The sequence below is a fragment of the Actibacterium lipolyticum genome, assembly GCF_900184935.1.
In the GTDB taxonomy this organism is placed as follows: domain Bacteria; phylum Pseudomonadota; class Alphaproteobacteria; order Rhodobacterales; family Rhodobacteraceae; genus Actibacterium_A; species Actibacterium_A lipolyticum.
Genome location: NZ_FXYE01000001.1, coordinates 360,106 through 373,985, shown reverse-complemented (window position 1 = coordinate 373,985; position 13,880 = coordinate 360,106). Strand labels below are relative to the sequence as shown.

General features: G+C 59.7%; 9 protein-coding genes. 7 read left to right on the top strand and 2 right to left on the bottom strand.

Annotation, left to right across the window (positions count from 1 at the left end; genetic code table 11):
* Positions 1 to 63: 63 nt before the first annotated feature.
* Positions 64 to 3,513, bottom strand: a complete 3,450-nt coding sequence (gene dnaE / locus COL8621_RS01845) for a DNA polymerase III subunit alpha (protein WP_093965634.1) — start codon at positions 3,511 to 3,513, stop codon at positions 64 to 66.
* A 40-nt stretch (positions 3,514 to 3,553) separates the two neighbouring features.
* Positions 3,554 to 4,366 carry a DUF6544 family protein gene (locus tag COL8621_RS01840; RefSeq protein WP_141137801.1) on the bottom strand — a complete coding sequence of 271 codons (813 nt, stop codon included), beginning with the start codon at positions 4,364 to 4,366 and terminating at the stop codon, positions 3,554 to 3,556.
* 244 nt (positions 4,367 to 4,610) lie between these two features.
* Between COL8621_RS01840 and xdhA the strand changes: the two genes are divergently transcribed.
* Genes xdhA through COL8621_RS01805 form a run of 7 tightly spaced genes read left to right on the top strand, consistent with a single transcriptional unit; the run spans position 4,611 to position 13,867 of the window.
* Positions 4,611 to 5,984, top strand: coding sequence for a xanthine dehydrogenase small subunit (gene xdhA, locus COL8621_RS01835; RefSeq protein WP_093966865.1), 1,374 nt, complete (start codon positions 4,611 to 4,613; stop codon positions 5,982 to 5,984).
* The gene (gene xdhB / locus COL8621_RS01830) at positions 5,981 to 8,284 is read left to right on the top strand and encodes a xanthine dehydrogenase molybdopterin binding subunit (protein ID WP_093965632.1); all 2,304 of its coding nucleotides are present in this window, start codon (positions 5,981 to 5,983) and stop codon (positions 8,282 to 8,284) included. Before xdhA ends, xdhB begins: the two co-directional genes overlap by 4 nt.
* On the top strand, positions 8,281 to 9,228 hold the full coding sequence (gene xdhC, locus COL8621_RS01825) for a xanthine dehydrogenase accessory protein XdhC (RefSeq protein ID WP_093966864.1): 948 nt from the start codon (positions 8,281 to 8,283) through the stop codon (positions 9,226 to 9,228). The genes xdhB and xdhC overlap by 4 nt, the downstream gene beginning before the upstream one ends.
* A complete protein-coding gene (locus COL8621_RS01820; RefSeq protein ID WP_093965631.1) occupies positions 9,225 to 10,736 on the top strand; it encodes an ABC transporter ATP-binding protein in 1,512 nt (503 codons plus the stop codon). The genes xdhC and COL8621_RS01820 overlap by 4 nt, the downstream gene beginning before the upstream one ends.
* Positions 10,733 to 11,818 carry an ABC transporter permease gene (locus COL8621_RS01815; RefSeq protein WP_093965630.1) on the top strand — a complete coding sequence of 362 codons (1,086 nt, stop codon included), beginning with the start codon at positions 10,733 to 10,735 and terminating at the stop codon, positions 11,816 to 11,818. The genes COL8621_RS01820 and COL8621_RS01815 overlap by 4 nt, the downstream gene beginning before the upstream one ends.
* Positions 11,818 to 12,750, top strand: a complete 933-nt coding sequence (locus COL8621_RS01810) for an ABC transporter permease (protein WP_093965629.1) — start codon at positions 11,818 to 11,820, stop codon at positions 12,748 to 12,750. The genes COL8621_RS01815 and COL8621_RS01810 overlap by 1 nt, the downstream gene beginning before the upstream one ends.
* Before the next feature lie 43 nt (positions 12,751 to 12,793).
* Positions 12,794 to 13,867 carry a BMP family ABC transporter substrate-binding protein gene (locus tag COL8621_RS01805; protein ID WP_093965628.1) on the top strand — a complete coding sequence of 358 codons (1,074 nt, stop codon included), beginning with the start codon at positions 12,794 to 12,796 and terminating at the stop codon, positions 13,865 to 13,867.
* The last annotated feature ends 13 nt before the right edge of the window (positions 13,868 to 13,880 follow it).

The following is a 13,880-nucleotide window of genomic DNA, read 5'->3' as shown; positions in this document are numbered from 1 at the left end:
CTTTCACTGACGATTTACCGTTAATGGAAGCGCCTGAAATCGGGAAAAGACAAGTGGAGTTTGCTAAACCTCTTCGACCATCATGACGCCGGGCAGCGATTTGATTGCGCCCTTGATCTGCGGGTTCACGGGAAAATCCTCGGCTAAGGCGATCTCAACCTCGCCCGGCAGGTCAGGTGCCATCAGACAGAACTGAACCGGGCCGCGCCCGCGCATGCCGCTTTCGTTTTTCGCACGCTCAAGTACGCCCGCAACGGCAGCCACGGCAGAGCCATCATCGATGAACACTTTCAAACCCATCGAACCCGCGTCAGCCACGACATTGTCAATCGGCTGAACCCCGCGGGCCAACAGCTTCAACTGTTCGCTTTCCATCGTCGCCTCAACCGACAGCACGACGTTGGCCCCGGTTTCCAGATGATCGCGCGAAGACTCTAGCACGTCGGAAAACAGCGTAACCTCGTAAAGCCCGGTCGGGTCCGACAGCTGAGCAAAGGCAAATCTGTTGCCCTTGGCGGATTTGCGTTCCTGTTTCCCAGCGACCGCCCCGGCCATCTTTGCAATCGTGGGGCCAGATCGGGCGGCTTCGGTGACTTCAACTAACGTCATCACCTTTTTGCGCTTTAGCGCCGCCATGTAGTCATCCAACGGATGGCCAGACAGGTAGAAACCGATTGCCTTGTGTTCTTCGGCCAAGCGTTCGTTAGGCAGCCAATCGCCGACCGGGGAAAGGCGCGGTTCGGGCAAATCGTCGCCCGCCTCGCCAAACAGGGACACCTGGTTCGAGGCACGCTGTTCATGGATCGCGGCGGAATAATTCACCAGCGGGTCAAGGCTGTCGAACACCCGACGGCGGTTCGGGTCAAGCTGATCGAAGGCACCGGCGCGGGCCAGCATCTCCATCGGGCGTTTGCCGATGCGTTTCAGATCAACCCGGCGGGCAAAATCAAACAGCGTGGCAAAGGGTTTATCGCCGCGCCCCTCTTCGATCAGGCGCATCGCGTCGGCGCCGACGTTTTTCAGCGCGCCAAGACCATAGACCAGCTTTTGGTCCTTCACCCCGAACACCGCGCCCGAACGGTTCACGCAAGGTGGGATAATTTCGATATCCAGCCCGCGGCGCACCTCTTCGGCATAGGTGTTCAGCTTGTCGGTCAGATGGATATCGCAATTCATGACCGAGGCCATGAATTCCACCGGATAGTTCGCCTTCAGATACCCGGTTTGATAGCTGACCACCGCATAGGCCGCCGCGTGGGATTTGTTGAAGCCGTAGTTGGCGAATTTTTCAAGAAGATCGAAAACTTCGGACGCTTTCTTGGCCGGAACCCCGTTTTCGCCCGCGCCTTTTTCGAATTTCGGGCGCTCGGCGTCCATCGCCTCTTTGATCTTCTTACCCATCGCGCGGCGCAGCAGGTCAGCGCCGCCAAGCGAATAGCCCGCCATGACCTGCGCGATCTGCATCACCTGTTCCTGATAGACGATGATGCCTTGGGTTTCCTCAAGGATATGGTCAATCAGCGGGTGAACGGATTCACGCTCTTTCTGGCCGTTCTTCACCTGACAATAGGTCGGGATGTTTTCCATCGGGCCGGGGCGATACAGCGCCACAAGCGCAACGATATCTTCGATACAGGTGGGCTTCATCTGGCGCAGCGCGTCCATCATGCCCGAACTTTCAACCTGGAACACCGCAACCGTTTTAGCGCTGGCGTACAGGTCGTAGGTCTTTTTGTCGTCCAGCGGGATCAGGCCGATATCAAATTCGATATCGCGCTGTTTCAACAGGTTCAGCGCGCCCTGAATAACCGTCAGCGTTTTCAGGCCCAGAAAGTCGAACTTTACCAGCCCGGCCTGTTCCACCCATTTCATGTTGAACTGGGTCGCTGGCATGTCGGACCGCGGATCCTGATACAATGGCACCAGCGCATCCAGTGGCCGGTCGCCGATCACCACACCCGCCGCGTGGGTGGATGCGTTACGCAGCAGTCCTTCGACCTGTTGGCCATAGGTCAGCAGGCGGTCCACGACCTCTTCGTTCCTTGCCTCTTCGCGCAGGCGGGGTTCGTCGTTCAACGCTTGGGTGATGGAAACGGGTTTCACCCCTTCCACCGGGATCAGCTTGGAAAGGCGGTCAACCTGCCCGTAAGGCATCTGCAAAACCCGGCCCACATCGCGCACCGCGGCTTTAGACAACAGCGCACCAAACGTGATGATCTGCCCCACCTTATCGCGGCCGTATTTTTCTTGCACATAACGGATCACCTCTTCCCGGCGGTCCATGCAAAAGTCGATATCGAAGTCAGGCATCGAAACCCGTTCGGGGTTCAGGAACCGTTCGAACAGAAGGCTGTACCGCAGCGGGTCAAGGTCGGTAATCGTCAGGGCATAGGCCACCAGACTGCCCGCACCCGAACCACGGCCGGGGCCGACCGGAATGTCGTGATCCTTGGCCCATTTGATAAAGTCGGCAACGATCAGGAAGTAACCGGGGAATCCCATCCCTTCGATGATACCCATCTCAAAATCCAGACGGGCTTCGTATTCTTCAACTGGTGCGGCGTGGGGGATCACCTCTAGCCGCGCTTTCAGGCCTTCTTTGGCTTGGCGACGCAGTTCTTCGATCTCGTTATCGGCAAACTTGGGTAGGATCGGATCGCGCCGCACCGATTTCACGGCGCAGCGGCGGGCAATTTCAACGGTGTTTTCCAACGCCTCGGGAAGGTCGGCGAACAGTGTCGCCATTTCTTCGGGCGTTTTGAAATAGTGCTGTGCGGTCAGCCGGCGGCGGTCTTGTTGTTGGTCAACATAGGCCCCTTCGGAAATACAGATCAGCGCATCGTGCGCTTCGTACATATCCGACTTGGGAAAATAGACATCGTTGGTCGCAACCAGCGGCAGATCCATCGCATAGGCCATTTCCACGTGCCCACGCTCTGTCGCGCGTTCTGCGGCCGTGACTTGCCCGCCTTCGCCCGGATGGCGCTGAAGCTCAACATACAGACGGTTGGGATAGGTCGCGGCAAGGCGGGTCATCAACGCCTCGGCCTTTGGTCTTTGACCTGCTTCCAGAAACTTGCCCACCGGCCCCTCTGGCCCGCCGGACAAACAGATTAGACCGTCGGAGTATTGCTGCAACTCGTCCAACGAAACCTTCGGCAGTTCGCCCCCGTTATCAAGGTACAGGCACGAATTCAGCTTCATCAGGTTTTCATAGCCGGTTTCGTTCTGCGCCAACAAAACGACCGGCGCAGGCGCACGTGGTTTTTCACCCGGCGCAGCCTGATCGTATGCCACATCAACCTGACAGCCCACGATAGGCTGAATACCCGCACCCTCGGCCGCGACCGAAAATTCCAATGCGGCGAACATGTTGTTGGTGTCCGTCACGGCCACTGCGGGCATTCCCGCCGCTTCGCACATTCCGGCAAGTTTCTTGACCCGAACCGCGCCTTCAAGAAGCGAGTATTCGGTGTGAAGGCGAAGATGGATGAATCGAGGGGTGCTGTTCATCCGGTGAAACTATCCCAGCTTCGCGGCAAAGGGGAAGCCGTCAATCGCGGTGCGTCAGCGTGTAGTCGGTGACGGTGGCAAAGAAATACGCCTCGTACCCGTCGGGGTAGTCATACCCAACCTCTGCCGAAAGGGGGATGCGCCGTCCGTTAATCTCTCCATAGTCGCGATAGTACCCGCGCCAGTCCCGCAGAACAGTCGTTCCCCCCACATCATCCGGGCGGTCCTTGGCATGCATTTCAACGATGTCCCCGGCCGCGTTGAACAGAAACTCAACTGCGACGTCTTCATTGCCGACACTGGTGGAAACACGCACCCGGTCGGCATAGACCACCTGCCACCGCAAGGCGGGGTTGCCCAGAATTGCATCAGGGAACCAGGGAAGTTCGGCCAAATAGCGCATGGCTTCGCCTTTGTTCAGCCAAGGCCCTGTTGCGTTACCCACCCGCAGCGCGCCCAGCAGCCAAACCTGCAACGATCCGGTGCCCGCCGTGAAGCTGTCGATCACACGAACCGCTGAAAACGGGCCGATCGGCACCCGCGCGTTCCAGACAAATGCGGTGTGCCCTACCGATGCCAGATGGTCCGCCGTCAACATCATAAAATCCGCGCCCTTCCCGCGTCGTATCTCGGCGGATTGTGACATCGCAATCTGACTTGCCAGATCACCACGGACAGACCCCGCCTTTGCGGCAAAGGCCTCTATGATCGGGGGTAAGGACGGCACGGCGGCGCTGGGCAGGTCATCGGTCAACACCGTGTCGCGCAGCCGTTCGACCACGCGCACGCGCCAGATGCTGCCGCATAATACGGCAGCTATGACCACCCCGATCAGCCCCAACAGTATTTTCAAATCAAACCCTCCGCACGGGTGCCAGCATGACACGCGCAGTATGACCCGCCCTTGATCAGCCTCAAAATCAAGTCGCCCATATTTTGATCATCCGGTAGATATTTTGGCGCTCCGCCCCAGTGATATGCTTGCAAACGATGGCAAATGCCGCTTTCCTGCGCAATGGCGGGCCGCGCCGCACTGCTTTACGCCGCATCGGGCGGGGGCGCATTGGCCTGATGCAGAGAAAGCGGCGGGTTATCTAATGTCAGACATCGTGTTTCATCTGAACGGTGAAACAGTGCGCATCGGTGATGAGCCGCCCACGCGCACCTTTCTTGACTGGCTGCGCGAACGGCGCGGACTAACCGGAACCAAAGAAGGCTGCAATGAAGGGGACTGTGGCGCCTGCACCGTAATGGTCAGTGACGCCAATGGTGCGCGCGCCCTGAATGCCTGCATCCTGTTCCTGCCCCAGCTTCATGGCAAAGCCGTGCGTACAGTCGAAGGCATCGCAGGCCCCAATGGGGCGCTGCACCCTGTGCAGGACGCAATGATCACACACCACGGGTCGCAGTGCGGGTTCTGCACGCCCGGCTTTGTTGTTTCGATGGCAACAGCCCACCGCAACGGCGCGACCGACTTTGACGATCAGCTGGCCGGAAACCTGTGCCGCTGCACTGGATACGCCCCGATCATACGCGCCGCCGAAGCCGCCGCAGATGCCCCCGTGCCTGATTGGATGGCCGACGATTTGGCCGATCTTCAAGGCCTTGATGCGCCCGGCGTCGCCCTTCCCCAAACTGTGGAGGAGCTGGCCGATTGGTATCACGCCAACCCCGATGCAACGCTGATCGGCGGGGCCACGGATGTTGGACTGTGGGTCACAAAGGGGCTGCGTGACCTTGAACCCATCGCATTCCTTGGTGCCTGTCGCGATTTACAGAACATCACGGTGACCGACGATGACATTCAGATCGGCGCAGGGGTCACGATCACGGATCTGGGGGCGCTGATCGCCGCCTATCATCCCGATTTTGCCGCGATGATCCGGCGGTACGGGTCTGTACAGGTGCGTAATGCCGCAACGATTGGTGGAAACATCGCAAACGGGTCGCCAATCGGTGACGGCCCGCCCGCGCTGATCGCCTTGGGCGCGACGCTTCACCTGCGAATGGGCAAGGCACAACGCGCCATCCCGTTAGAGGATTTCTTTATCGAATACGGCCAACAAGACCGCCAGCCCGGCGAATTTGTCGAGGCCGTCAGCCTGCCCCGCCAGCCTGACAATCTGAAATGCTATAAGCTCTCCAAACGCTTTGATCAGGATATCTCTGCCGTTTGCGGGTGTTTCAACGTCGTGATCACCGACGGCACTGTCACCGCGGCCCGCATCGCTTTTGGTGGCATGGCCGGCACCCCGAAACGCGCCGCCAATGTCGAACGCGCCCTTATAGGCCGCGCGTGGACACAAGACACGATAAACGCCGCCGCCGATGAGTTCGCCAACGACTATACCCCGCTTAGCGATATGCGCGCCTCGGCTGACTATCGGATGAATGCGGCCAAGGGCATGCTGCATCGCTATTTCGCGGAACATACCGGCCATCAAACCCGCGTGCAGGAGGTTCAGGCATGAGCATCGCCAAACCCCTGCCACATGACGCAGCCCGCCTGCATGTCACCGGCCAAGCCCGATATGTTGATGATATCCCACCCCCGCGTGACGCCCTGCATCTGGCCTTTGGGCTGAGTGAAATCGCCCATGGCAAGATCACGAAACTTGACCTTGGCAAGGTCCGCGCGGCCCCCGGCGTTGTCGCGGTTTTGACAGCGGCTGATCTGCCCGGCGCCAATGATGTGTCCCCCTCTGCACACGATGAACCGCTTTTGGCCGAGGGCACGGTTCACTATGTCGGACAGCCGCTTTTTCTGGTCATCGCGCAAACGCATCTGGCAGCGCGCAAAGCCGCACGTCTGGCCACGGTCACCTATGATGAACACCCCGCGATCCTAACAATCGACGAAGCCATGGCCGCCAACAGCCGCTTCGAAGATGGGCCGCGCGTCTATGAAAAGGGCGACAGCGCCACGGCGATCAAAGACGCCCCCAACACTATTGAAGGGTCGATGGAAATCGGCGGTCAGGAACACTTTTACCTAGAAGGCCAAGCCGCCCTTGCCCTGCCGTTAGAGGGCGACGATGTGCTGGTCCATTCCTCAACCCAGCACCCGACCGAAATTCAACACAAAGTGGCCGAGGCGCTGAACGTGCCAATGCACGCCGTCCGGGTTGAGGTCCGCCGGATGGGTGGCGGGTTCGGCGGCAAGGAAAGTCAGGGCAACGCCTTGGCCGTATCTTGCGCCGTTGCTGCCCGCCTGACACAGCGCCCGTGCAAAATGCGCTATGACCGGGACGATGACATGATCATCACGGGCAAGCGGCACGATTTCCGCATCACCTATCGTGCGGGGTTTGATGATGACGGGCTGCTGCGCGGGGTGGAGTTTGTGCACTATGCCCGCTGCGGCTGGGCGCAGGACTTGTCGCTGCCCGTCGCCGACCGCGCCATGCTGCACGCCGACAACGCCTATCACCTGCCCCACGCCCGGATCGAAAGCCACCGCCTTAAGACCAACACCCAATCGGCCACCGCGTTTCGCGGGTTCGGCGGGCCGCAAGGTATGGTCGGGATCGAACGGGTGATGGACCACATTGCGCACCATCTGGGATATGATCCGGTTGAGGTGCGGCAACGCAACTTCTACACCGCCAGCCAACAGATTTCCGAAACGACCAAGCCGCAAACAACGCCATACGGCCAGGCCGTGGATGATTTCGTTTTGCACGAGATTACCGAAACCCTGCTTGCGCAATCCGACTATGCCGCGCGACGCAAAGCGGTGGCCGCGTGGAACGCGCAAAACCCCGTCTTGAAAAAGGGGATCGCCTATACCCCCGTGAAGTTCGGGATTTCCTTTACCCTGACTCACCTAAACCAAGCCGGTGCGTTGGTGCATGTCTATCAGGACGGATCAATCCACCTGAACCACGGCGGGACAGAGATGGGGCAAGGCCTGTTCCAGAAGGTCGCGCAGGTTGCCGCCGCCAGTTTCGGCGTGGACGTTGAGGCCGTGAAAATCACCGCCACCGATACGGGCAAGGTGCCAAACACATCCGCCACGGCGGCGTCGTCTGGTTCTGACCTGAACGGTATGGCTGTGCAGGCCGCCTGTGACACAATCCGCGAACGGATCGCCGAACATCTGGCCCAAACGCACCAAACGGACCCCCGACGGGTCTATTTTGAAAACGGCAAAGTCTTTGTCGGCGATGACGAGATGACATTCGCGGCAGCCGCTCAATCGGCCTATCAGGCGCGGGTCAGCCTTTCAACGACCGGGTTCTACAAAACGCCTGATTTGGCGTGGGACAGGCTGAAGGGCCAAGGCAGGCCGTTCTTTTACTTCGCCTATGGCGCGGCCGTGACAGAGGTTGTGATCGACACCCTGACCGGTGAAAACAGGATGCTACGCGCCGATATCCTGCACGACGCGGGGACATCGCTGAACCCCGCACTGGATATCGGCCAAGTCGAAGGCGGGTTCGTTCAGGGGGCTGGCTGGCTGACCACGGAAGAGCTGATCTGGGATGCGAAAGGTCGCCTTCGCACCCACGCGCCATCGACCTATAAGATCCCGGCCTGTTCGGACCGGCCCGACATTTTCAACGTCAGCCTCTGGTCCGAGGGGCGCAATCGCGAAGATACGATCTATCGCTCCAAAGCAGTCGGAGAGCCGCCGTTCATGCTGGGCATATCTGGCTTCATGGCCCTGTCAGATGCGGTTGCCGCCTGTGGCGATGCCTATCCGGCGCTGGACGCACCCGCGACCCCAGAATGCGTGTTCAACGCAGTGAACCGGGGGCGCACATCATGAGCTTTGATCGTCACCAGCTTGCCGCAGCAATCCGCACCCACGGCCCGGTCGCGCGCGTCGTGATTGCCGCCATCGATGGCTCCACCCCGCGCGAAGTCGGAACGGCAATGCTAGTCTGGCCCGACGGGCAATCCGGCACAATTGGCGGCGGCACGTTGGAGTACGAGGCCGCAAAAGGCGCGCGCGCGCAGTTGGCCATCGGCAAGACACAGGCAATGGCCCGCGTTCCACTGGGCCCAACGCTGGGGCAGTGCTGTGGCGGTGCCGTTACCTTGTTGACCGAAGTGTTTGACGACGCCCGGCTGGCCACTCTTCCCCAAGACGTTTTTGCCCGCCCGATTGGCGCGCCGTCCGATTGCCCAATTTCGGTCAACCGCATCCTTCAAGGGGCGCGCAACGCCGGCCAACCGGTTCAGGCGCAGCTTTTAGATGGTTGGCTGGTTGAACCCATGGAAAAACCCGCAAGCGCGCTTTGGGTGTTTGGCGCAGGCCATGTTGGGCGCGCCTTGGTTCACACCATGGCCCCCTTGCCCGACTTCAACATCAGCTGGATCGACACCGCCGAAAACCGGTTTCCCGACACGATCCCAGATAACGTAGAGCGTATCATCGCCCAAAATCCCGCCGAAGTGGCCCGCTATGCCCCGGCCGATGCGCATCACCTTATCCTAACCTATTCCCACGCGCTGGATCTGGAGCTTTGCCACCAGCTTTTGTGCCACGGGTTTGCCAGCGCTGGCCTGATTGGCTCTGCAACCAAATGGGCGCGATTCCGTAAGCGGTTGGCGGGTTTGGGCCACACAAGCGCACAAATTTCGCGCATTCGCTGCCCGATTGGGCAACCAGAGCTGGGCAAACACCCGCAAGCCATTGCAGTTGGCGTCGCTGCCGCGCTAATCATGGAAAAAAGCGCGGACGAAGCTGCAAAAGGCGCGACGGGGTGACGGAACTTTTAACTATCGACGGGCTAACGAAAGCCTATCCCGGCGTCGTGGCCAATGACGACGTCTCGTTCGCGATTGGCGAAGGCGAAATTCATGCGCTGTTGGGGGAAAACGGCGCAGGGAAATCGACGCTGGTTAAAATGATCTACGGCTTGGTGAAGCCGGATTCTGGGCACATGACGCTGCGCGGCGCCCCGTTTGAACCCGCAGAACCACGCGCCGCGCGCGCGGCTGGCGTTGCGATGGTGTTCCAGCATTTTTCGCTGTTTGATGCGCTGAACGTTGCTGAAAACATCGCGCTGGGCATGGAAAACCCGCCCGCCCAACGCCAACTGGCAGCACGCATTCGCGACGTTTCCGAAAACTACGGCCTGCCGCTTGACCCAGATCGCACGGTTGGCGACCTTTCCGCAGGGGAACGGCAACGGGTCGAAATTATTCGCTGCCTGCTGCAGGACCCCAAGCTGCTGATCATGGACGAACCAACCTCTGTTCTGACCCCGCAAGAGGTGGAGATTCTGTTCACCACCCTGCGCAAACTGTCGGCCGAAGGTACCGCGATTCTTTATATTTCGCACAAATTGGAAGAAATCCGGTCCCTGTGCGACACCGCAACGGTGTTGCGGCTGGGTAAGGTCGTGGACAGTTGCAATCCGCGCGAAAAATCCGCGGCAGAACTGGCGGAAATGATGGTGGGCACCAAGCTGCATGTCCCCAACCGCGAACGCACTGAACCCGGTGACGTGCTGCTGCAGGTTACCGCGCTTTCGCTGAAATCGGCGAACCCGTTTGGCACCACCCTCAAAGACATCAGCTTTACCGTGCGCGCCGGTGAAATCCTTGGGATTGGCGGCGTCGCGGGCAACGGTCAGGACGAACTGTTGGCCGCCCTGTCGGGCGAGGCACCTACGCCAACCGGATGCGTCAAGCTTAATGGGGATGGGGTCGGCCATTTGGGCCCGAACCCACGCCGCAAGATCGCCATTCTTGCCGCCCCCGAGGAACGCTTGGGCCACGCCGCCGCGCCCGACATGAGCCTGACGGAAAATGCCCTACTGACGGCGGCAATCCGCGAGGGGCTTGTGAACCGGGGCTTCCTGAAATGGCCTGCGGCGCGCGGTTTTGCCGAACGCATCATTCAAGCCTTTGACGTGCGCACGCCTGGCCCCGCCAACGCGGCCCGATCCCTGTCCGGCGGCAACCTTCAGAAATTCGTCATCGGGCGCGAAGTTTTGCAGCGCCCGGATGTGCTGGTCGTCAACCAGCCGACATGGGGCGTTGATGCCTCGGCCGCAGCGGCCATTCGTCAGGCCCTGCTTGATCTGGCGGGCAACGGCACCGCCGTGATCGTGATCAGTCAGGACTTGGACGAATTGCTAGAGGTTTCCGACAATTTTGCCGCGCTGAACGAAGGGCGCCTTTCGACCCCGCGCCCCGCACGCGGCCTGACGATGGAAGAAATCGGCCTGATGATGGGCGGCGCGCATGACCTGGAGGTGGCGGAATGATCCGGCTTGAAAAACGGCCTACCCCGTCACGCTTTTGGATGGCGGCAACGCCATTGCTGGCAGTTGCCCTAACGATGATCGCGGGCGGGCTGTTGTTCGCGGCATTGGGCAAAGACCCGTTCGAAGCGATCCGCACGATCTTTTGGGACCCGTTGTTCAACGAGCAATTCGCCAGCTATTCGCGCCCTCAGTTGTTGGTAAAAGCCGGGCCATTGATCCTGATCGCAATTGGCCTGTCACTGGGCTTTCGCGCAGGCATTTGGAACATCGGCGCCGAAGGGCAATACATCATCGGCGCGCTGTGCGGCGCGGGTGTGGGGCTGGCGTTTTACCCCGCAGAGGCGTGGTACATCTTTCCGCTAATGGTGATCGCGGGGGCGTTGGGGGGCTGGGCTTGGGCCATGATTCCAGCGTTATTAAAAACGCATTTCCGCACTAATGAGATCCTAGTCTCACTACTTTTGGTCTATGTGGCCGAACAATTGCTTGCCTCCATGGCGTTGGGCGCGATGCGCAACCCAGAGGGCGGTGGTTTTCCGGGCAGCCGGAACTTGCAGCAATACCCTGCCGCTTCAAACCCTGAACTGATCGCAGGCACCGGGATGCACTGGGGCGTGGTTGCCGCGTTCATTGCGGTCATCTTCGCCTATATCCTGCTGAACCGTCACATGCTGGGCTTTCAGATCAGGCTGACGGGCGAAAGCCCGCGCGCGGCACGGTTTGCTGGGGTCAACCCAACGGCCCTGACATTGTTCTGCATGGGTACCTCCGGCGCGCTAGCCGGGCTGGCCGGCCTGTTCGAGGTGTCCGGCCCCGCCGGGCAGATTAGCATCGACTTTAACCAGAACTACGGCTTCACCGCGATTATCGTTGCCTTCCTTGGGCGGCTGCATCCGATTGGCATTTTGCTGGCCGGGCTGCTGATGGCCCTTACCTATATCGGAGGCGAACTGGCGCAGTTCATGCTAGGCCTTCCCGCCGCAGCCATTCAGGCGTTTCAGGGCATGTTGCTGTTCTTCTTACTTGGGGTGGATGTTCTTACCAACTTCCGCATCCGTTTTGGCCGGTCAGAGGTGGCGTGATGGATCTTTCCGCAATCAACCCGCTGGTCTTGATGGCCTCTATCATGGTGGCGGCCACGCCAATCCTGTTGGCCGCGATTGGCGAACTTGTCGTCGAAAAAGCCGGGGTTTTGAACCTTGGCGTCGAAGGCATGATGATCACCGGCGCGATCTGTGGCTTCGCAATCGCCGTCGAAACAGGGAGCCCCACAATCGGGTTTCTGGCGGCAATGGCTGGGGGCGCGATACTGTCGCTGGTCTTTGGGTTTTTGACACAGGTTTTGATGTCCAATCAGGTGGCGACCGGCCTTGCGCTTACCCTGTTCGGGCTTGGGCTGTCTGCGCTGATGGGGCAAAGCTATGTTGGGGTGAAACCGCCTGCGACGGACAAACTGGACCTTGGGCCTTTGGCGGATATCCCAGTGCTGGGCCGCGTTCTGTTTCAGCACGATCTGGTTGTCTATCTGTCGCTGGCGCTGGTCTTGGTGGTTTGGGCTGTGCTGAAATATTCCCGCGCCGGGTTGATCCTGCGTGCCGTGGGTGAAAACCATGATGCGGCCCACGCCTTGGGGTACAAGGTGATCCGTATCCGCCTGATGGCGATTGCCTTTGGGGGGGCCTGTGCCGGGCTTGGCGGCGCGTATCTAAGCCTTGTGCGCGTTCCACAATGGACCGAAGGCATGACCGCAGGTGCCGGGTGGATCGCGCTTGCGATTGTTGTCTTCGCATCGTGGAAACCCGGTCGCGCCCTTCTGGGCGCCTATCTTTTCGGCGGCGTCACCGTTTTGCAGCTGAACCTTCAGGCCGCAGGCGTCGCTGTCCCGGTCGAGTATTTGTCGATGTCACCTTATCTGATAACCATCCTAGTGCTGGTCATCATGTCGGCGGACCGAAGCCGCGCGGCGCTGAATGCGCCCGCCTCTTTGGGCCGAATTTTCCATGCCTCAAACTAGCAACCACGGGCCACGCGCCCACACCAACAGGGGAGTATCCCACATGAAACGCAGAACACTGCTTGCTGCTACAGCTCTGGCAATTGGCTTTGGCGGCGCTGCATTCGCGCAAGACAAAACAAAGGTTGGCTTCGTATTTGTTGGCCCCATCGGCGATGGCGGCTGGACCTATGAACACAACCAAGGCCGCCTGGCCGTGGAAGCAGAATTTGGCGATGCGGTTGAAACCGTCTATCAGGAAAGCGTGCCAGAAGGCGCCGATGCTGAACGCGTTCTGACGCAGATGGCCCTTTCGGGTGCCGACCTGATCTTCACCACCTCGTTCGGCTACATGGACCCAACGATCAACGTTGCCGCGAAATTCCCAGATGTGAAGTTTGAGCACGCGACAGGTTACAAGCGCGCCGATAACGTCTCTACCTACTCCGCTCGCTTTTACGAAGGCCGCGCGGTTCAGGGCCACATTGCGGGCAAGATGACCAAGTCGAACATCGTCGGCTACATCGCGTCCTTCCCGATCCCAGAGGTTATCCGCGGCATCAACTCTGCCTACATCCACGCTAAAAAGGTGAACCCGGATGTCGAGTTCAAGATCATCTGGGCCTACACATGGTTCGACCCGGCGAAAGAGGCTGACGCCGCAAACGCGCTGATCGAACAAGGCGCTGACGTGATCATGCAGCACACCGATTCCACCGCACCACTGGCAGCGGCTGAAAAAGTTGAAGGCGTGATCGGCTTTGGCCAAGCGTCTGACATGGCTGAATACGCACCCAGCCCACGCGTTACATCGATCATCGACAACTGGTCCCCCTATTACATCGCCCGCACCAAGGCCGTTATCGATGGCACATGGGAAAGCGTTGATACATGGGACGGCATCAGCACCGGCATGGTTGGTATCGGTGAAATCACCGACGCAGTTCCGGCCGACGTAAAAGCCGAAGCACTGGCCATCAAAGACGCGATCGGTGCTGGCGAATACCACCCGTTCACTGGTCCGCTGAAAAAGGCTGACGGTTCGGACTGGCTGGCCGAAGGCGAAGTGGCCGATGACGGCACGCTGGCTGGCATGAACTTCTACGTCGAAGGTATCACCGCCGAAATCCCGAACTGATTTCTGTTCGAAT